Consider the following 20,436-nt stretch of genomic DNA (forward strand, 5'->3'; position numbering starts at 1 on the left):
GCCGGCGCGTCAGCGCCCCTGCAGCCAGTGGATGACCTGGGACTCGAGGCCCGGCGCGGCCCCGAACCCGAGGCTCAGCGTCTGCGGGAAGCCGACGTGCCCGCCGAACCGGAGCCACTGGACGTCGAGCAGCGGCGAGCGCGGGTAGGCCTCGAGCGCCGGCCGCACCGTGTCGAGCGGCACCATGGGGTCGGCCTCCGTCGCGACGATCAGCGACGGAACGGCGAGGTCGCGGAGGCGCGGGGCGGCGCTCTCGCTCGAGTAATACGCCTCCGGGCTCGGATAACCGAACCGCGGCGTCATGATGCGCCGGTCCCACTCGCGGATCGTGCGGATCGCGAGCGCCTCCCGGACGGGCAGGGGCATGGCGCGGCGGGACGCCACGGCGCTGTACATCTCCTTCAGCGCCGACAGCACGTGCCAGCGGTACATCCAGCGCTCCGGCTGATCGATCGCCGCGACGGACTGCTCGAGATCGAGCGGCGGGCAGATCGCGGCCACGGCGCGGACCCGCGGGTCGAGCGCGCCGGACGCGGCATAGCGGAGCGCGATGTGCCCCCCGAGCGAGTAGCCGACGACGAGCACGCGCTCGTACCGGTCGAGCTCGGGGGAGGCGATGGCGGCGTGCAGATCGGAGAACAGGCCAGCGTGGTAGAGGTCGGCGCCGTCGCCCCCGGCGCCGCGCAGGTTGACGCGCAGGCACGAGAGCCCGGCGCGCTCGGCCTGCGCGGCGGCCTCGACCACGTAGTGGCTCTCCAGCGTGCCGCCGAGGCCGTGGACCGCGACGAGGATCGACGTCGCGCCTTCGCGGTGGCGGACCCGGCCGAGCAGCCGGACGGGCCCGGCCGGCGACTCGTCGACGTTCACCGAGAAGGGGGAAGAAGGGGGGAGCGGCGGCGCGCGGAGCTGATGCTTGAGCCAGGGAGCGATCGTCCAGAAGTGGCCGTGGAGGAGGATGCGCCGCATCGACGCGCTCCTACCACGGCCACCGCGCTCGTTCTATTTGGCGCCGCGGCTCACCGGCACGCGACCGGGGAGGCGCCGCTGCAGGAGTCCGCGCACTCGTCGCAGTAGGCGCACTGGATGGCCGCGTTGTAGATCGCGGCGCTCTCCGGATCGCGGGCGACGCAGGCTTCCTTGCAGTCGGTGTCCGGTCCGCACGTGACGTAGCAGTCGATGAAGTTGATGCACGCATCGCGGTCGCTGCAGGCCGCGAGCTCGTCGCTGCAGTTGCCGTCGAACGCGCACAGGACGCACCCCGAGCTGCCGTCCCCGCACACGCCCGCGTCGTCGCAGACCGGCGGCGGGACGGCGTGCCGGACGGTGAGACTGAACGCGCCGTCGCTCGCGTCGCGGGACCCGTCCACCACGACCACGACCGTCTGGCCCGCGGCGAGCGTCACGGTGACCTCCGACTGCTCGACCCGCGTGTCGTCGTTGCACGCGAGCTGCGTCCCCCGGCACGTGGCGTCGTGCACGTGGACCACCGTGTCGAACGCGGACCCGTACGTATCGAAGACGTAGTCGCCGGCGACCTGCGCCGTGAACGAGTACCCCGCGTCGGGGGCGTTGGCGGCGCTGGGGCAGGCCTCCGTCGCGGTGGGCCGCACGCTGCTGGGTCGGCCGACCGTGCTGCCGGTGATCGTCTGCGGCACGAAGCCGGTGAACGCGCCCGCCGGGCAGCTCGGCTCGCTCGCCCGCGAGATCGCCAGCTCGAACGTGCCCGCCTCGCCGTCCGCGCCGTCGACCACGATGTAGACGGTCTGGCCCGTGGCCAGATCCGCCGTGAGGGGCGCGCTCGAGTCGGCGGCGCAGCCGATCTCGGCGCAGCCCGTGGCGTCGAGCAGGGCGAGGACGACGTTGTACCCGGATCTGCTGGCGTCGAACGAGTAGACGCCCGCGGTCGCCGCGGTGAACGCGTAGATGTGCTCGCTCGAGCTCGCGGACACGCACGTGGGGGCGTAGGCGTTCGGCAGGCCGACCGTCGTGCCGCTCGCGGTCTGCGGCACGGCGTTGCCGAGGTCCTGGTTCGGGCCCACCGTGCACGCGCACATGCCGGCCTGGCAGACCTGCGCGTCGTTGCACTCGGTCCCGCAGCCGCCGCAGTTCGCGGCGTCGGTCTGGACGTCGACGCAGGCCTCGCCGCACGCCGTGAGCCCGGAGCCGCAGCCGTCCCTGCACTCGCCCGCCACGCACGTCTGCCCGTCGGTGCACTCGGTCCCGCAGCTGCCGCAGTGCGACTCGTTGTTGGAGAGGTTGACGCAGGCGCCGCCGCAGTCGGCGAGCCCGCTCGAGCACCCTTCCTCCTGGCAGGCGCCGCCCTCGCAGACCTGCCCCTCCTCGCACGCGGCGCCGCACTCGCCGCAGTTCGCCGGGTCGGACGCGGTGTCGACGCACGCGCCGCCGCACTCGGTGCGCCCCCCGGCGCAGTCGCCCTGACAGTCGCCGCCCTGGCAGGTCTGCCCCTCCTCGCAGGCGTGGTTACAGCTGCCGCAGTGCGCCTCGTCGGTGTCGACGTCGACGCAGCGGTCGCCGCACAGCGTCTGCCCGGACTCGCACACGGCCACGCAAGCGCCCGCGCTGCAGACCTGCCCGCTCGAGCACGTCGCGCCGCACGCGCCGCAGTGGCTGGAGTTCGAGCTCGTGTCGACGCAGACGCCGTCGCATTGCGTCTCGGGAGCGATGCACTCGTTCGTGGTAGGACCGCCATCCGAGCACGACGCCACGGAGGCGAGCACCGCCGCGGCGAGCCAGAGCAGGGTGTACGTCGGCGCAAGCCTGAAGCGCGATTTGACCTTTTCCATGAGCCTTCCCTCGGCAGAGATGCCGGCGACGGGGGTCGTAACGAAGAGCTACCGGGGAGGATACGCTGATGGCCTTCCGGGCTGTCAATGCTTGCAGCCCGATCCTGCGCGTAGATCGTGCCGGCGCGCGCCGCGTCGGCGCCGCTGCGGTCTGGAGGCCTGCGTCACGGCGTCAGGTCGTCAGGGCGTCAGGTCCATTGCGTGCGCGGCGCCGCCGGCGACGGGTCGCCGCCGAGCCGCGAGGCCGGCAGGAACTGCAGGAGCGCGAGCGCCTCGGCGATGTCGTCTTGGCTGATGAGGCCCAGGTACCTTTCACCGTCGTACACCGCGGCCACAGGGGCGCTCTTCTCGGACATGAGCCGCATCACGTCGTCGAGCGAGCGGTCGGCGTCCACGCGGGGGACGTCGCGCCGCATGATCCCGGCGACGTACGCGCCGCCCGCGCCCTCGGCGAGCGCGCGGACCACGTCGCCCCGCGTCAAGGCGCCGATCGGCTGCCCGTCGAGCAGGACCGCGAAGTCGGTCTGGTAGGTCGTGAGGATGTGCTCGGCGGCGTCGCTCACGCGATCGCAGGGCGACAGCGCGATGGCGCGCCGGTTGTAGGCGCGCCCGACGGGGACGACGCCGAGGATCGACCGCGCGCGCTCCGTGGTCCGCTCCTGCGTCGCGCCGAGGAACACGAGCACCGAGATGAAGGCGAGCACGAGGTGGCCCGAGAGCACGGCGAGGGCGAACAGGGCCACCGCGATGACCTGCCCGATCGCGGCCGCCGCGGAGGTCGCGCGCGCGGGGCCGATCGCCATCGAGAGGCCGGCCCGGAGCACGCGCCCGCCGTCGAGGGGCAGCGCCGGGATCATGTTGAAGACGGCGAGCGCCACGTTGGCGCCGAGGAGCCAGAGCAGCGCCGTGGGCAGCGACGGGCTCGCCCCCGTCCCGAGCGAGGGGAGCTCCGAGAGCAAGCCGAGCGCGCCGGTCACGACCAGGAGGACGGCGGCGAGGACCACGTTCACGGCGGGGCCGGCGAGCGCGATGAGCAGCTCGTGGAGCGGCTTCTGCGGGCGGCCCGCGAACATCGCGACGCCGCCGATGGGCAGGAGCAGGATCTCGCGCACGGTGAGCCCGAAGCGCCTGGCCACCAGGCTGTGACCGAGCTCATGCAGGGCCACGCAGGCGAAGAGCGCCAGCATCAGCGCGGCGCCGAACAGCGCCCCCCGGGCGCCGTGGTGGCCGCTCCACTGGAGCGCTCCGAGGGCGACGATGAGCCCGAAGGTCGCGTGCACGTTGACGTCGATACCGGCGATCCTGGCGACCCTGAATGACCATTTCATGGTGTCTGGCTCCTGCTGGATGCGCGCGAGCGGCGCGTCACGCGCGTCACGGCGCGGGAGAAGCCGACGACCGCGCGCGCCCGGCGGTGCGGCCGGGTGGCCTGGTCATGAGATCTCTCGATGCCTGCTCGACGATCCTCGGGGTTGTAAAGCAATGCGCGTACCGGATTTCACGGCGGCGGCGGCGGGCCGGGCGGGCGGCGCGCTCCCGCGGCGCCTCGCCGCAGCGGGGCATTTCGCACCGGGCATTCGAGGCGGAGTGTTTGCGCGGGAACAGGGCGCAGAGCGCGCCCGGCCGAGGCGGGTGAGGAGCGGCGGCGCCGGCGGCGGGCGCCGCGGCGCGCGGAGCGGGGAGGAGGGGAGGCGAGGGCGACGCGCGGATTGCCCGGGCGCGGGAGGCGGTCTAGGACGGCGCAGGCGCGAGCGAGGGCCCTGCCATGACGCAAACCGCTTCGAGCACCGACCGATTCCCCCCGCAGATCAAATACATCATCGGAAACGAGGGGTGCGAGCGCTTCAGCTTCTACGGCATGAAGAACATCCTGACGTTCTTCCTCATCAACTACATGCTGATCCACGAGCACGTGGCCAAGGCCAACTACCACCTGTTCGTGAGCGCCTGCTATTTCTTCCCGCTCCTCGGCGGCTTCCTGTCCGATCGCTTCTTCGGAAAGTACCGGACGATCCTCTGGCTCTCGCTCATCTACTGCGCGGGGCACGCCTGCCTCGCCATCTTCGAGAGCAGCCCGAGCGGCTTCTACGCCGGGCTCGCGCTCATCGCCCTCGGCTCGGGCGGGATCAAGCCGTGTGTCTCGGCGCACGTCGGTGACCAGTTCTCCGAGGAGAACAAGCACCTCGTCAAGCACGTGTTCGCGCTCTTCTACTGGATCGTCAACTTCGGATCCTTCTTCGCATCGGCCCTGATCCCGAAGACGCTCGAGTGGTTCGGGCCGAGGGTGGCGTTCGGGATCCCCGGCGCGCTCATGCTGATCGCGACGGTCGTGTTCTGGATGGGGCGCGACAAGTACGTGCACGTGCCGCCGACCGGCAAGAACCCGCACTCCTTCCTTCGCGTCCTCTGGGATGCCGTCCGGGGCGGGCGCGGCGCGCGCGGCGCCACCGAGGGCGGGCACTTCCTCGACGCGGCGCGCGGGAGGCACCCGGAGGGCGCCGTCGAGGGCGCCAAGGCCGTCTTGCGGGTGATGACGATCTTCGCGCCGATCCCGGTGTTCTGGGCGCTGTTCGACCAGAAGGGGTCGACCTGGATCGTCCAGGCGACCCGCATGGATCTCGAGGTGCTCGGCCACACGCTCGCCCCATCGCAGCTCATGGCGCTGAACCCGCTGATGGTGATGCTGATCATCCCCTTCAACACGATGATCCTCTATCCCGCCCTCGAGCGGCGCGGGGTCCGCCTGACGGCGCTCGGCCGCATGACGGCGGGCATGGCGATCGCCGGGGTCTCGTTCGTCGCGGTCGCCGCCATCGAGCTCGCGATGGGCTCGGGCGGCAGCCTCAGCGTGCTCTGGCAGGCCGGGCCCTACCTGCTCATCACGCTCGCCGAGGTGCTGGTGTCCACCACCGGCCTCGAGTTCGCCTATTCCCAGGCGCCGCGCGAGATGAAGAGCACCATCATGAGCTTCTGGAACCTCACGGTGACGGTCGGCAACCTGATCACCGCCGGCGTCGCGGCGCTCAACGTGTTCTCGGGCGCGATGCAGTACCTCTTCTTCGCGGCGCTCATCCTGCTCGCCGCGCTCGTCTTCGGCCTCCTCGCGCGGCGGTACGTGGTGGTCGACCACTTCCAGCCGAGGCCCGCCGGCGCGCCGCCCGTCCCGGCGGCGTGACGCGCGCGGCCCTCGCCGCGCGCGCTCGGCCCCGCCGCGCGCGCTCGCCCCGCGCCGCGCGCGCTCAGCCCGCGTCGCGCTGCTCCTCGTCCTCGCGCTCGGCCGGCTCCAGCGGGACGCGCACCCGCACGGTGCGGATCTGCCGGGGGCTCGCGTCGACGATGTGGAGCTCCGCCCCGGCCGGGGTCCTGAGGACGTCGCCGGGCGCGGGGATGCGCCGGGCGAGCCCCATGCACAGGCCCGCGACCGTGGACCAGCGCGCGTCGTCCGGCAGCTCGATCTCGAGCTGCCGGCTGAGCTCGTGGACCGGCATGTCGCCGGGCACGAGCGCCGACCCGTCCGGCTCGCGGCGGATCCCCTCGGTGGGGAGCGCGTGCGCCTCGTTCTCGGCGAAGATCTCGCCGACGAGCTCCTCGACGAGGTCCTCCATCGTGACGATGCCGATCATGCCGCCCTGCTCGTCCACGACGATGGCGAGCTGGAGCCGCCGCCGCTTCATCTCGGCGAGGAGGTCGACGGCCGGCATCGACGCGACCACGAAGTAGGCCGGGCGCAGGACGCTCTCCAGCGAGAACGGCCCGTCGCCCCAGAGGAGCGCGAGCACCTCCGGCGTCGTGACGTAGCCGATCACGTTGTCGTTCGACCCCTCGTAGACCGGCATCCGCGTGTGGCCGTGCTCCAGCACCGCGCGCTGGACCTCCGCGGCGGTCGCCTCGCGCGGGATCGCCACGACGCGGACGCGCGGGAGCATCACCTGGAGCGCGGTGAGCCCGGCGAAATCCAGGGCGCGGGAGGCGATCTCGCCGGCGCGCCGGTCGACCGAGCCCGCCTCGGCGGCGTCGTCGACGATCTGCTGGATCTCCTCGGGCGAGATGCGCGCCTCGACGAAGTTCGTGCGGTCGCCGAAGAGCCTCAGCACCAGGTTCGAGGTCGCCGTGAGCAGCCAGACGAGCGGGCGGGCGAGCGAGGCCAGGCCGCGGAGCGGCGGGCCGACGAGCAACGCGTACCGCTCGGAGGAGCGGAGCGCGAGCGACTTCGGGACGAGCTCGCCGAGGACGAGCGAGAGGAACGAGACGAGCGCGACCACCGCGGCGAGCGCGAGCTCGTCCGCGGCGTCCCCGATCCACGGCACGGCGCGGAGCAAGGGCGCGAGGTCCTGCGCCAGGGTCGACCCGCCGAAGGCGCTCGCGGTGGCGCCGACGATGGTGATGCCGATCTGCACGGTGGCGAGGAAGCGCTCCGGGTTGCCCCGCAGGCGCTTCACCGCGCGCGCCCGGCGGCTCCCTGACTGAATGAGCTGGTCGAGCCGCGTCTTGCGGACCGTGACGACCGCGATCTCGGCGCCCGCGAAGATGCCGTTCACGAGCACGAGCGCCAGGATGATGAGAATCTCCGATAAAATGATGGTCTCCTCCGAGGCGCTCCGGGGACATAGCGCGTCGCCCCTGGCGCGGCAGCGACGCGGAGCATGCACGGACAAGGCCGGCGAGCGATCGTCGCCGCCCGCGCTGCGATCCGTGGTTGCGCCTGTGATGGAATTTTCTGAAAGGGCTGGCGCGCCGGGGTGGCGGGCTGGGCGGCGGGGTCACACCGCGCCGGGCGGCGGGGTCAGGCCGCCTTGCTGGCCCGCCGGTCGCGCACCGCCTGGGCGAGCAGCTCGAGGACCGGCACCGTCTCGTTCCAGCCGAGGCAGGCGTCGGTGATGCTCTGGCCGTAGATGGGGAGCTTGCCCGGCGTGAGGTCCTGCCGGCCGCCCACGAGGTGGCTCTCGATCATGACGCCGAGGATGTCGCGCGAGCCCGAGCGCAGCTGGTCGGCGAGGCTCTCGGCCACGATCCGCTGGCGCGCCGGGTCCTTCTGGCTGTTGCCGTGGCTGCAGTCGACCATCAGGCGGCGCGGCAGGCCCGCCTTGGTCAGGCGGTCGGCCGCCTCGCGGACGTGCTCGGGCGCGTAGTTGGGCCCGCGCTGCGAGCCGCGCAGGATCACGTGGCAGGCCGAGTTGCCGCGCGTCGCCACGATCGCCGAGATGCCCTGCTTGGTGACGGACAGGAAATGGTGCGCCTCGCGGGCGGCCCGCACGGCGTCGACCGCGATCTGCACGTCGCCCTCGGTGCTGTTCTTGAAGCCGACGGGACAGGAGAGCCCCGAGGCGAGCTCGCGGTGGATCTGGCTCTCGGTCGTGCGCGCGCCGATCGCGCCCCAGGAGATGAAATCTGCGATGAACTGCGGCGAGATCGTGTCCAGAAACTCGGTCGCGCTCGCGAGGCCGAGCTCGGCGATGTCGCGGAGCAGCCCGCGGGCGACGCGGAGCCCCTTGTTGATCGAGAAGCTCCCGTCGAGGTCGGGGTCGTTGATCAGCCCCTTCCAGCCGACCGTGGTGCGCGGCTTCTCGAAGTACACGCGCATGATCACGAGCAGGTCGTCGCTCAGCCGGTCGCGCGCCTCCCGGAGCCGCGCCGCGTACTCCAGCGCGGCCTTGGGGTCGTGGATGGAGCAGGGGCCCACGACCACGATGATCCGGTCGTCGTCGCCCGAGACCACGCGCTCGGCGGCCCGGCGCGTGAACGCCACCGTCTCGGAGGCGGCGGAGCTGACGGGGATCTCTTCGATAAGGATCGCGGGGGGGATCAAGGGCCTGAGCCCTGCAATGCGAAGGTCGTCGGTCGAGTAGTACATCGTGAGGATGCCAGCATAGCGCGTCGCAGCGCGCTGCGATATGCCCCGACTGCCCGTGCGTGAAACGAAGGCATTTTTTCTTCCGGATCGCCTTCCGGTCCGTTCCGATCGGTCCGGGGCGGCGCCGGCCAGGGCTGGCCAGGGCTAGCCTGGTTTGGCCAGGTTTGGCCAGGTTTGAACAATTCCGGTCGGCCTGAAGATTTGCCTCGCTGGTGTTCGCGCGTCGTCGAGGCGCAGGCGTCCGGAACGCCCGGTCGCGGACGGCGCGGGGGGCTCGCGCGGGCGCACCTCTGGGCGGCCGGCGGTCTCCACGGCTCACGTGCTCGCGGGCGCGTGAGCCTGCTCGGCGCCGGATCTGCGGGCGAGCGGGGCGCTGCTCGGGGGCGTGCGGCAGGGCGCCGCCGGCCGCTTCGCGCTCGCGCGGGCGGAAGCCGCGGGCGGCGCCCGTCGCGCGGCCTTTGCGGGCCGCGGCGCGGGCTGCCGCTCGCCCGCGGCCTCCGCCGGCCGCGGCGCGGGCTGCCGTTCGCCCGCGGCCTTCGCGGGCCGCAGCGCGGGCTGCCGTTCGCCCGCGGCTTCGGCCCGCCGCGGCGCAGGCCGCCCGGCGTGGCCCCCCGCGGTTTGCGGTGGCCGCGTTCGCTTGCGCTCGGCGCAGGGCTCCTCGATCAGCGCGCGCAGCGAGGCGATCGCGCGGGTGCGCCACTTGTACGCGGTCGACAGCGGGATCCCGTGCTGCTCGGCGATCGTCGCCATCGGCAGGCCCTCGATGTCGTGCTCGATGAGGATCCGCTGCTCCTCGGTCACCAGCGACCCGAGCCGCGACAGGATGAGCGAGCGCGTCTGCTCCGCGTCGATCTGCTCCTCGGCGTTCGGGCGCTCGTCGGCGACGCGCCGCGGGGCCTGCCAAGACGAGAGCTCCTCGCGCCGGTGGTGCGCCCGATCGCGGTAGTGCGCGGCCACGTGGACCGTGATCCGGTTGAGCCACCGCTCGGGCCGCGCGCGGAGCGGATCGTAGGTGGGGAAGCTCTGGTATCCGGCGAGGAAGACGTCCTGAAGGATGTCGCTCCGGTCGCGGCGTGGGACCCCGAGCCGCTTCAGCCAGTTCCACACGGAGTCGTAGGTCTTCCCCCGAAAGAGCCGGACAAAGGCGCGCTGTCTATCCAGCGGCATCGATGGAGCGAGCGTGCGGTGCGGTTGTCCCATGCTCCCTTAGTTAGGAGGACCCGATCCCCCATCTCACAAAAAAGCCATGGCCCCTCAAAAATGATCTTCTGTGCGCGCGCGATCCCCGAGCGACCCACCCCAAAGCGCCACGGACGGGAGCGGTGCTCTCCCGCTTCGGATACGGGCCCACCTCGGCGTTTTCGGTGCTCGGCGTGCTGGAGCACGCCTGTGCGCCGAAAACGCCGATCTGGGCCCGTCTCCTGTGCGGGAGAGCACCGCTCGGCGGCGCGGGGGCCGGAGATGGGGGCGAGAGGGGCTTGGGCGGCGTGATGCGGTGGAGGGGAATCGCCGAGGGGACGGGGGGATTCAGAGATTTCCCTCGCGGGCGTCCTTGGTGGCTTGGCGGGTCAATTCATGCTCGCCTGACCAACGTCGTGGAGCGCAGAGGGGAGGGGAGCGGCTGTCGCGCGGGCGCGGAGCGCGCGGAGCGCCGCGTTCCTCTCGGCGGTGAGGCGGCCCGCCGGGAAACGCCGCCGGTGCTCGGCGAGGCGGCTGTTCGCCTCCGCGTAGCGGCCCTTCGAGAGCGCCGTGATCGCGCCGTCGATGAGGGCGCGCTCGGCGGCGATCTCCTCGTCGTTCGACGCGGCGGCCCGCCGGCCGGCGGGCGCGGCTGCGCCGGCGGCCGGACGGAGCGCGGCTTTCCGGCCGGGGAGCGTCGCGCCGCCCGCTGGCGAGATCCCGGCGGCCGCGCCCGGGGCGACCGCGCTTCCGCGATCCCGCGAAGCGTCCGCCGTGGCAGCTGCGTGCGACGGCGGCGCGGCGCCCGCGGGTGACGGCGGCGCGGCGCCCGGGGACGACGGCGGCGCGGCGCCCGCGGGTGACGGCGGCGCGGCAGCCTGCGCCTGCGGCGCCGCGACGGCGGCCAGGGTCGGCGACGCAGCATGGGCCTGCGGCGTGGGGGCCTGCGCCTCTGGCGCGGCGACGGCAGCCACGGCCGGCGCGGTCGAGGCGCGCGCATCGGCGGCGACCAGCGACGCGTCCGCGCGCAGCGCGCCGATCGCGATCGCGACCGCCGCGGCGGCGGCCAGCGGGGCCGCGGCGGTCGCGACGGCGTGGAGCGCGGCGGAGCGCGAGGCCGAGGCGCCGGCGAGCCGCCGCGGCGAGAGCGCGCGGCCGACCCGCGCGAGCAGCGAGCGCCCGATCTCGCGATCGGCGCGCGCCTCCCGGACGAGCGCGCCGGCGCTGACGGGGATGAACGCGAGCGCGCGGCCGCGCTGCCGCGCCTGCCAGCGGCGCATCGCCGCCTCGATGTCGACCCAGGCGAGCCGGTGCCGGCTCCACGCGGTGCTCAGGGGGATCGAGAGCTGCTGGGCGATCTCGGCCATGTCGATCTCCTCGAGCTCGTGGGCGACGAACACGCAGCGGCGCTCCATCGGCAGCTCCGCGAGCAGCTGGTCGAGCACGCCGCGCCGGTCCCGCGCGATGACGCGCTGCTCGGAGTCGGGCGTGGCGTCGGGCAGCTCCGCGAGATCGTCGAGCGACCGGAGCCGCTCGCGACGGCGGTGGGCCCGCCGGAAATGGTTCGACGCCTGGTGGGTCGCGATCCCCATGAGCCACGACCGCACGCTGCCCCGGCTCGCATCGAACCGCGGCAGCGCGCGGTAGGCGCCGGCGAGCACCTCCTGGGCGACGTCCTCGATGTCCTGCGCGCGCACCCCGAGGCGGGCGAGGTAGCGGGCGATGAACGAGAAGTGCTCGCCGGCGATGGCCGCCATGAAGGCGTGGGAAGGCTCCACGGACGTGCTCTTGCGTGACGGTGACCCCATGTCTTTTCCCCCCTGGAGCGCGGCGACGTCGCCGCCGCGAAGCTGGTCAATGCGGCGCCCACGCCCCCCGAGCCACGGGAGCGCGCCGCGCGGGCGCCTCGCGCCGCGGATGCAGGTGGAAATCCACCCGGAAACCGACGAGCCCGCCGGACGCGGGTGGGGCCCAGAGGACACCCGACGGCCCCTCGATGCGGAACTCCGTGAGACGGAGCACGAGATCGCCATAGAGCTGCACGCTGATCCGATCCGAGAACGGCATCTCGACGCCGGCGCGCGGCCCCGTGGCGAGCCAGAGCGACGGCGTATCGACGAGCTCGATGTTGGAGCCGGATGTCTCGACGACCCCGATCGACACGAAGGCACAGGCGAAGAGGCGACGGATCTGGGAGCACGGGATCGCGCTCGCCGCCGCCAGCCAGGTCGTGACGAGGCCGCTCTTGTCGATCTGGACCGCGGCCGGCCATTGCACGTGGCCTTCCAGGCCGAGCGAGAAGGAGGGATAACGGAGCGCGACGTGGAGCGCCGTCCCGGCGGTCGTGTCCGGCAGTATCCCGAACACCGCGGCGCCGGCGAGGCCGACGCTGATCCCGGGCCCCGAGGGGCGCGCCGGCGCTCCGGACGCGGCCTCGACCGGGGGCGCGGGCGCGGGGAGCGGGGCGGCCGCGGGCTGCACGTGGAGGCTCGGATCGAGCGCCACGCGGAGCGAGAGCGCCATGTTCATGATGAGCTCCCTGCAGTCGTCGTTGTAGGCGACCAGGTGCCGCGACCACGTGATGGAGCCCTCGGCGTCGTGGAGCTCCATCGCGGCGTGCACCTCCCGGCCCGGCCCGCGGAACACGAGCGCTGTGGCCTGCAAAGCCGCCTCGGGCGCCACCGGGTCGTAGCCGAGCTGCCTGGCCAGCTCCTCGCGCAAGAGCCCCTCGTCCGGACAGCGCTCGGTCCCCGGCGCGCGCCGGTACTCGAGCTGCACCGCGGCGCGAGGCGGCGCGGCGGCGGCGCGCCAGGGCGTGAGCAGGGCCGCGGCCGCCGCGGCGAGCCACGCCGGCGTCCGGCGCCACGGTCGCCCCGGGGTCGCCGCGCCGGCTCCGGTGTTTCTTGCTGAAGGTGCTGACATGGTGCTCATCGCGGCGTGGTGACCGCTCGTTCAGGCCAGGGTTCGACGACGAGTGCGCTCCGTCGAGGAGCGGCCAAGGGGATCCGCTAGAAGGCGTCCACCGGGAGCGCGAGCCCCAGGCCGACCACCCCGGAGAGCGGCGGAACCCGCCATACCTCTTTGCCGTTCACCCAGAGCGATGGGCGGCTGTGGTTCGTGTGCAGCTCGACGAACCCGCGCAACGACAGATGCTCGGAGAACCGCCAGTCGCCGGCCGCCCGCAGGCCGATCGAGCTGATCCAGGCCTTGCGCGCCTGGATGGCGACGCCGGGATCGCTCGTGATCTGCAGCTCGCCGGCGTCGAAGACGGCGCACACCGACAGGACCCCGCGATGGCCGCAGATGTCGAGCGTCGGCATCGCCAGGCTCGCGTGGACCAGGACGCCGTCCTCGAAGGTGTCCGCCAGCGAGGTGAGCATGCGCGCCTCGACGGCGATCGACAGGGCAGGCCAGCGGAACGTCGTGGCGAACGAGGCCCCCCCGGCGAGCGCGGGCAGGAGGCCCGTCGCGAGCAGCGGCGACGCGGACAGCTCGCCGCGCAACATGTCGTCTCCTTCCTGCATGTCCCGTCGCGGCTCATCCGTCTCCCGTCGCGATTCAGACCGAGGCGTATCCGCGTGCACCGGGGCCGTTGCCGTGACGACAGCGACCATGACGGCGCAACCGGCGCGTGACATCGGCGTCCCGGCTAGGGTGGGATCTGTGCCGCGCCGCGCGGAGGGAACACCCCGACCCGAAGCCCCCCGCTGCCTCTCATCCGGCCGCTACACCTCGACATTTGCCCCCTCCTCAAACGTCTCCGGCGCCCGTGGGACAGTGCACCTCTGCCGCGTGGCGGAGGCGGGCTCGACGTCACCGCTCCCACCTCGTGATCCTGTAGATACCGACTTTGGAGCGCACGTAAAGGCTTTTGTGCGCGCACCCGATCGCCTGCAACGCATTGTGTTTTCGTTTTTAAAATTCTCCCCATCGAGAGATTTTTGTCGGGCCGATCGAACCCTGCACTGAGGATCTTCATCTCCGCGACATCGGGTCTGGTTGCGCCCGACCCTGGTTCAGGGAGAGCCCGCATCGCGCCCCGGGCGGTGCCGGCGCTTCGGCGAGGGCGCGCCGCCGTCACTCGTTCTCGCCCGGACGCTTGTCCGGGCGCGTCTGGCAGCAAAACGTGGTCGCACCGGTGAGGGTGATCCCGCCTCGCAGCTCTCCGCCGCTCGGCTCGCAGTGGCCGGGCTCGTTGACGTGCAAGACCGCCTTCATGCTCTTGGGCTTCATCCCGGGCACCGGCGTGAGGCATGCCGGGTCCACGCCCGACGTCGTGTCGGTGGCGAGCAGCTCGCTGCACGCCTCGTCCTGGAAGGAGAGGAGCGTCAGAGAGCACTCGCCGCCCGTGGGGGGGCCGCACTCGCAAGGCGAGCAGTGGCGATCGTCCACCATGCCGTCGTAGAGGACGACGTCCTCCGGGTAGTCCGGCGGGCACGTCGCCTCGCCGGCCCCGAGGTGCATGATGCACTGCGAGAACGCGTGATCCAGCGGCCGATCATCGACCGGAACGCACCTCTTCGGAGCCATGCAGGTATCTTCCGGGAGGATGCCAGAGCAGGCTTTCCCGGAGCGATACCACCGCGAGACGATGCGCGGCACCGGGGGGGGCTCGACGCTGGGCTCGCACGGCGTCATCTCGGGCGCGCCGAGCAGGAGCGCCTTGCGATCGCTCGCCAGCGCCTCGCTGGGCACCACGCAGGTGCCGCCCTGGATGTTCCGGGCATCGTGCCGCGAGAGCTCGATGCCATCGCACCTCAGCGAGGCCGCCGTCCTGAGGCCGTCGGGCAGGGCGCACGTTGGCTCGCTGCACCGGCACGGATCGCACACGAACGGGAAGTCAGGGGTCTCGTACCCCACGTACACCGTGCTCGGGGCGCTGTTGGGGCACTGCGGCTCATCCGTCGTCCTGCCCACCCAGAGCAACGCAGGGCCGTCGAAGCCCTCTGGAACCGGGTTGACACACTGGCCTGCGCACGTGCCGCATGCCTCGATGCACGCGTCGGGGTCGAGCTCCGTTTTGCAGTGTTCCGCGCACGTATGGTACGTCCCGCCGCCGAGCATCTCGCAGCCTCCGAGGCACGCGGCGAACAGCAGCGCAAGCGCGAGATCGGTCCTCTTCATGAGACCTCCTTTCGGGTAGAGCTCGCAGCCCCCGGCTTACTACAAATCCGGAGGACGCCGTCGAAAACGAGCCGTGCAGTGCGAGGAATGGCGCTGCTGGACCCATTGCGGATCGAGTGGGCGAATTCTAACCGTTTGTGAAGATAGGCAGTTTTTGTTCGCGTGCGGGATGGACCGGCGCCTGCGCCGGCGCAGCGACGCACTTTGTGAAACGAAGACTCCCCACCTCCCGTAAGCTCTCCGCGGCGGCGCGCAACCTCGCACAACCGCGCGCATCCACGCGCAACCACGTCGTTCGCCGTCGGCGCGCGGGCCGCCTCACCTTCCGGTTGCCAGGCGGATAGCCGCGTACCCTCTGGTCGTCTTGCGCCCGAGCGCGGCCGCCGAAAGCCCTCGCGGAGCGCGCGCTTGCTGCGTTAGGCTCTGCGTCCTGATGAGTGGGGATCCACCCGATACCGAGCCTGCGCTGCATCCGACGGCGACCCATCCTCAGGAAGACATCGGCGGCCGGGGGGCGCCGTGCGGCGCGCCGGTCCCGTCCGCGACCGTCGAGCTCTCGTCCGGGCGACGTTACGAGATGGAGGCGGCCGCGGCGGGCGATCGGCTGATCGTCCGCGGGAAGGACGGCGAGATCGTCCTGCAGATGGAGATCACCGACGCCGGTCCGGTGCTGTCGTTCGCGGCGCCCGACGGCGAGCGCCCCGGGTCGCGGCGGGGCCCCCGGAGGGGAGAGTCGTCCGTGCCCCCGCGGCGCGCGGCCTCGCCGCCGCTGTCCGCGATCGTCCCCCTGTCGAGCGGGAAGGGCCAACCCGGGGAAGGCGAGGCCGAGGAGCCCGTCGAGGTGCCGCGGGCGATGCCGCTGCCCTCGATCAAGCCCCCGCCCGAGACCGAGCTGATGGAGCTCGACGGCGGCAACGCGCGATCGGGGGTGACCCTCCGGCGCCCGCCCGGCGAGGCCGGCGCGGGCAGCGCCCCGCAGGCGGGCGCCGCGGCCCCCGACCCGGCCGCCGCGCAGGACCCTCCCGGCAAGCGAGGCGCGCTGCCCTCGCTCAGCCTGCAGCAGTACGCGGCCCTCTGCGCCGAGTCGTCGGTCGGGGTGGCCTCGTCGTTCGATCGGGCGCTCCTGCGCCACGGCATCACGGACCGGGACCTGTGGAAGGCGATCGATCGCAGCTGGCAGGACCGGCTCGAGCGCGAGCCGATCCTCACGCTGCGCTGGATGGAGCTCACGACGCGCTACCGCGAGCACCTGACGCGCCGGTAGAGCTCGCCGGGTCAAGCCGCGCGCGGCGCGAATTCCTGCTACAGGAGCGCCCCGCGCTCGCCGGGCAAGCTCCTGGAACCTGGAAGACGGGGCGGCGGAAAAAGGCGCCTGAGCCTCTTCCCGTCCTCTCCGTCTTCCTGTGAACATTCTCAAGAAGTGGCGCCGGTCCCCGGAGAGCGCGCGAGCGCGCGCCTCGTCAGGGCAGGTGGTCGGCGCCTGGAGTCGCTGTGCAGGGTCTTCTCGAAGCCATCCGAAAAGCCTGTCTTCCGGGCCTCTGGTCCCAGGGCGTGAAGCTCGCCCGCGAGGGCGCCGCATTCGGCCGGGAGGACCGCGGCGATGCCGTCGTGGTCCGCGTCAAGGCCGCCGGCCAGCCGGTCGCGCCCACCGTCACCCTCTACCCCGCGGACGCCGAGTGGACGTGCGACTGCGGCGGCAAAGTCGACCCCTGCGCCCACGCCGTGGCGGCGGCGATCGCGCTCTCGCAACCGGCGGCGCAGGGGCAGCCGGCCGCGCAGGGCCAGCCGGCGCAGGGGCAGCCGGCCGCGCAGGGCCAGCCGGCGGCGCAGGGGCAGCCGGCCGCGCAGGGCCAGCCGGCCGCGCGGGGCGGCGCCGCCGCCATGGCGGCCCCGGCGGCGCGGCTGCGCTACCGGCTCCGGCGCAAGGGCCTCGTGCTCGCGCTCGAGCGGATGGTCGTCCACGCGAGCGGCGCCGAGGAGCCGCTCCGGATCTCGCTCGCCAGCCTCGCCGGGCGCGGCGTCAGGGCCCCGGCGGGGGCCGAGCGGCCCGGACCGAGGCTGCCCGAGCTCTACCCGACGCACGAGGACCTCGCGATCGATCGGCTCGTGGGCACCAAGCAGCACGGCTACTTCCCGTCGGATCGCCAGCCCGAGCTCTTCGCCGCGCTGGCCGGCGTCGCCGACGTGGAGCTCGACGGCGCGCCCATCCGCGTCTCCAGCGAGGCGATCGGCCCCCGCGCGGCGGTGCGCGATCAGGACGACGGCGTCGCGCTCGTCGTGGAGCGCGACCCGCGCGTCGACGAGGTGATCGCGTCGGGCGTCGTCCGGTGCGGCGGCACGCTGCACCTGCTGCGGGAGACGGACCTCACGGGCCCGAAGCTCGAGCGGCTGCCGCTCCGGCGGATCTTCTCGCGGGGCGACCTCGGCAAGCTGGTGACCCAGGTCCTGCCCGAGCTGACCAAGCGCGTCCCGGTCACCGTCCAGAGCCAGCGCCTGCCCCGCGCGGGCGGCGCGTCCAAGCCGCGGATCCTCCTCGAGCTCAGCCAGAAGGATCACACGCTCTCGGTCGTGCCCAGCCTCGTGTACGGCGATCCGCCCGAGGCGCGCATCGAGGGCGGCCGGCTCGTGCACCTGTCGGGCCCCGTGCCCGTCCGCGACGAGGCCGCGGAGCGCGAGCTGCTCATCCGGCTGCGCGACGAGCTGCACCTCATCCCGGGCCGCCGGGTCGACTTCGACGGCGCCGAGGCGATCCGCTTCGCCTCGCGCCTCGAGGCGTGGGACGCGCGCGCCTTCGCCGACGCGCGCGGGGAGCTCTTCGGCAAGGCCGAGCTCGTGCCGCGCTTCGTCATCGACGACCGCGCCTTCGACGTCGAGTTCGAGCTCTCGAGCGGCCGCGAGGACGGGGCGGGCGAGGGCGCCGGCGCGCCGCCGAAGCGCGCGGACGCCGCGGCCGTGATCCGGGCGTGGCAGGACGGCCTGCCGCTCGTGCCGCTCCTCGGCGGCGGGTGGGCGCCGCTGCCCGCGGCGTGGCTCGAGAGGTACGGCGCGCGCGTCGCCGACCTGCTCGCGGCGCGGCGCGACGACAAGGAGGTGCCGCCCGCGGCGCTCCCGGCGCTGGCCGCCCTGTGCGACGAGATCGAGTACCCGCGCCCGTCCGGCTTCGACAAGCTCATGCCGCTGCTCGACGGCTTCGCGTCGCTCCCGGAGGCGCCGCTGCCGGCCGACCTGACGGCGACGCTGCGCCCGTACCAGCGCCGCGGCGTCGACTGGCTGTCGTTCCTGCGCGACGCCGGGCTCGGGGCGGTGCTCGCCGACGACATGGGCCTCGGCAAGACGCTGCAGACGCTCTGCGCGATGCGCGGCCGGACGCTCGTCGTGTGCCCGCGCAGCGTCGTCCACAACTGGGCCGACGAGATCCGGCGGTTCCGCCCCGGCCTCAGGTTCGCGGTCTACCACGGCGCGCGGCGCGCGCTCGATCCCGCGGCCGACGTCACGCTGACGACCTACGCCGTGCTCCGCAACGACGTCGACCTGCTCGCGGCGCAGGCGTGGGACATCGTGGTGCTGGACGAGGCGCAGGCGATCAAGAACCCCGACAGCCAGGCGGCGCGCGCGGCGTTCGCGCTGCGCGCCGAGCTGCGCGTGGCGCTGAGCGGCACGCCGGTCGAGAACCGGCTCGACGAGCTCTGGAGCCTGCTCCACTTCACGAACCGCGGCCTGCTCGGCGGGCGCAGCGCCTTCCAGGAGCGCTACGGGCGGCCGATCGCCGAGGGCGCGGCCGGCGTGGCGGCGGAGCTGCGGCAGAAGATCCGCCCCTTCGTGCTGCGGCGGCTGAAGCGCGAGGTGGCGCCCGAGCTGCCGCCGCGCTCGGAGATGGTGCTCTACTGCGAGCTCGAGGAGGCCGAGCGCGAGCTCTACGAGGCGGTGCGCGCGACCACGCGCAAGGACGTCGTGGAGCGGCTCGCGCAGGGGGCGAGCGTCATGGCGGCGCTGGAGGCGCTGCTCCGCCTGCGCCAGGCGGCCTGCCACCCGGCGCTGATCCCGGGGTCGGGCGCCGGCCCCGCGGAGGCGGGCGCGGCGCCCGCGGGGCGGGCCGCGCCCTCGTCCAAGGTGATGCGGCTGCTCGCGGCGCTGGAGGAGTGCGTGGCGGACGGCCACAAGGCGCTCGTCTTCTCGCAGTGGACCTCGCTGCTCGACCTCGTCGAGCCGCACCTCACCGAGGCCGGGATCCCGTGGAGCCGCCTCGACGGGGCGACGCGCGACCGCGCCGGCGTGGTCAACGCGTTCCAGTCGCCGGGCGGCCCGCCGGTGATGCTCATCTCGCTCAAGGCGGGCGGCACCGGCCTGAACCTGACCGCGGCGGACCACGTCTTCCTGCTCGATCCCTGGTGGAACCCGGCGGTCGAGGACCAGGCGGCGGACCGGGCCCACCGCATCGGGCAGCACCGCCCGGTGCTGGTCCACCGGCTCGTCGCGAAGGACACGGTGGAGGAGGGGATCCTCGCGCTGCAGGAGCGGAAGCGCGCGATCGCCGGGGCCGCGCTGGGCGAGGCGGACCGGGCGGTCGCGCTGACCCGGGAGGACCTGCTCGCGCTGCTGGGGTAGCGCGAGGCGAGATCGGGATCTGGGCGGCGCGCCGGGCGCGTCGGGATCTGAGCGGCGCGCCGGGCGCGTCGGGATCTGAGCGGCGCGCCGGGCGCGTCGGGATCTGAGCGGCGCGCTGGGCGCGCCCAGGCAGCGCCGCGCCGGCTTGCGGGGGTTGGGCCGTCATGGGATGAGCGGGCATGCCGCGAAGAGCCATCCTCCCCCTCGCCGCGCTGCTCACGTCGCTCGCTGCGTGCACCGTCAACAGCCCGCGAGAGCCGGCGCCCGAGCCGCCGTCGCCGGCCTCGTCGCCCGTGGAGCGGCCGACCACGGCGGCTCCGACCCCGCCCGCGCCGGCGACGCAGGAGCCGACCGCGCAGGCGCCGACGACCGCGGCGCCGACCGCGCAGGAGCCCACGGCGCAGGCGCAGCCCACGACGGCGCCGACCGCGGGCCCTGGACCCGGGGACGACGCGCTGCTCGGCACGTGGAGGTCCGCGGCGTGCGGCTCCCGCAAATACGAGCGCGTGCTCTCCTTCGCGAAGGGCGGCAGCTTCACCGCAGAGGATCGCGTCTCGCCCTGTCCGCCGAAGGCGGCGTGCATCTGGTCGGGCATCATCCAGCGCCAGGGGGCGTTCAAGCGCTCGGGCGACAGCCTCTCCCTCTCGGTCGCCGAGGCCTCGAAGGGGCCGGGCGGCCAGCCGTTCCCGACCACGTTCGCCGTCGACGCCGCGACCGGCGCTCCCGTCGAGACCGGCGACGGCGGCAAGCCCTGCCCGTACAAGCGCTGATCCGCCACGTTCGCCGTCGACGCCGCGATCCGCCGCAATCCGCCGCGGCCGCTCGGCCGCCGCTGGTTCGCGCCTGCGCGCCTGCGTGCTATGCACCGCCGCT

At 73.4% G+C, this 20,436-nt stretch carries 14 protein-coding genes; 4 read left to right on the top strand and 10 right to left on the bottom strand.

Features of this window, described 5'->3' with window-relative positions; genetic code table 11:
• Positions 1-9 precede the first annotated feature (9 nt).
• The 3 genes from WMF26_RS14885 to WMF26_RS14895 all read right to left on the bottom strand — a co-directional run bounded on the left by WMF26_RS14885 (position 10) and on the right by WMF26_RS14895 (position 4,132).
• Entirely contained in the window at positions 10-966 is a 957-nt protein-coding gene (locus WMF26_RS14885) for an alpha/beta fold hydrolase (RefSeq protein WP_438000867.1), read from the bottom strand.
• 50 nt (positions 967-1,016) lie between these two features.
• The gene (locus tag WMF26_RS14890) at positions 1,017-2,804 is read right to left on the bottom strand and encodes an MXAN_6577-like cysteine-rich protein (protein WP_438000868.1); all 1,788 of its coding nucleotides are present in this window, start codon (positions 2,802-2,804) and stop codon (positions 1,017-1,019) included.
• A gap of 188 nt (positions 2,805-2,992) precedes the next feature.
• Positions 2,993-4,132, bottom strand: a complete 1,140-nt coding sequence (locus WMF26_RS14895) for a site-2 protease family protein (protein ID WP_438000869.1) — start codon at positions 4,130-4,132, stop codon at positions 2,993-2,995.
• 437 nt (positions 4,133-4,569) lie between these two features.
• Here WMF26_RS14895 and WMF26_RS14900 point away from each other — a divergent pair, with 437 nt between their 5' ends.
• Complete coding sequence (locus WMF26_RS14900) at positions 4,570-5,979, top strand: POT family MFS transporter (protein ID WP_438000870.1); 1,410 nt, start codon at positions 4,570-4,572, stop codon at positions 5,977-5,979.
• A gap of 64 nt (positions 5,980-6,043) precedes the next feature.
• On the opposite strand, the gene WMF26_RS14905 is transcribed toward WMF26_RS14900, so the two are convergent.
• The 7 genes from WMF26_RS14905 to WMF26_RS14935 form a co-directional block, all read right to left on the bottom strand.
• On the bottom strand, positions 6,044-7,453 hold the full coding sequence (locus tag WMF26_RS14905) for a hemolysin family protein (RefSeq protein ID WP_438002411.1): 1,410 nt from the start codon (positions 7,451-7,453) through the stop codon (positions 6,044-6,046).
• Positions 7,454-7,587: 134 nt separating this feature from the next.
• A complete protein-coding gene (locus tag WMF26_RS14910) occupies positions 7,588-8,655 on the bottom strand; it encodes a 3-deoxy-7-phosphoheptulonate synthase (RefSeq protein ID WP_061622412.1) in 1,068 nt (355 codons plus the stop codon).
• Positions 8,656-8,970: 315 nt separating this feature from the next.
• Positions 8,971-9,822, bottom strand: a complete 852-nt coding sequence (locus tag WMF26_RS14915; protein ID WP_438000871.1) for a sigma-70 family RNA polymerase sigma factor — start codon at positions 9,820-9,822, stop codon at positions 8,971-8,973.
• 401 nt (positions 9,823-10,223) lie between these two features.
• Positions 10,224-11,612: an RNA polymerase sigma factor gene (locus WMF26_RS14920; protein WP_438000872.1), complete on the bottom strand. Its 1,389-nt coding sequence runs from the start codon at positions 11,610-11,612 to the stop codon at positions 10,224-10,226.
• Between the two features lie 76 nt (positions 11,613-11,688).
• On the bottom strand, positions 11,689-12,756 hold the full coding sequence (locus WMF26_RS14925; RefSeq protein WP_437946839.1) for a hypothetical protein: 1,068 nt from the start codon (positions 12,754-12,756) through the stop codon (positions 11,689-11,691).
• Positions 12,757-12,842: 86 nt separating this feature from the next.
• The gene (locus WMF26_RS14930) at positions 12,843-13,358 is read right to left on the bottom strand and encodes a hypothetical protein (protein ID WP_437946840.1); all 516 of its coding nucleotides are present in this window, start codon (positions 13,356-13,358) and stop codon (positions 12,843-12,845) included.
• Between the two features lie 553 nt (positions 13,359-13,911).
• Positions 13,912-14,958, bottom strand: a complete 1,047-nt coding sequence (locus WMF26_RS14935) for a hypothetical protein (protein WP_438000873.1) — start codon at positions 14,956-14,958, stop codon at positions 13,912-13,914.
• A 433-nt stretch (positions 14,959-15,391) separates the two neighbouring features.
• Here WMF26_RS14935 and WMF26_RS14940 point away from each other — a divergent pair, with 433 nt between their 5' ends.
• From WMF26_RS14940 to WMF26_RS14950, 3 genes are all read left to right on the top strand, one after another.
• Entirely contained in the window at positions 15,392-16,222 is an 831-nt protein-coding gene (locus WMF26_RS14940; protein WP_438000874.1) for a hypothetical protein, read from the top strand.
• Between the two features lie 287 nt (positions 16,223-16,509).
• Positions 16,510-19,563, top strand: coding sequence for an SNF2-related protein (locus WMF26_RS14945; RefSeq protein ID WP_438000875.1), 3,054 nt, complete (start codon positions 16,510-16,512; stop codon positions 19,561-19,563).
• Positions 19,564-19,742: 179 nt separating this feature from the next.
• Positions 19,743-20,333 carry a hypothetical protein gene (locus WMF26_RS14950; RefSeq protein ID WP_438000876.1) on the top strand — a complete coding sequence of 197 codons (591 nt, stop codon included), beginning with the start codon at positions 19,743-19,745 and terminating at the stop codon, positions 20,331-20,333.
• Positions 20,334-20,436 lie beyond the last annotated feature (103 nt).

This window comes from Sorangium sp. So ce185, from assembly GCF_051526825.1.
Classification (GTDB): domain Bacteria; phylum Myxococcota_A; class Polyangia; order Polyangiales; family Polyangiaceae; genus Sorangium; species Sorangium cellulosum_D.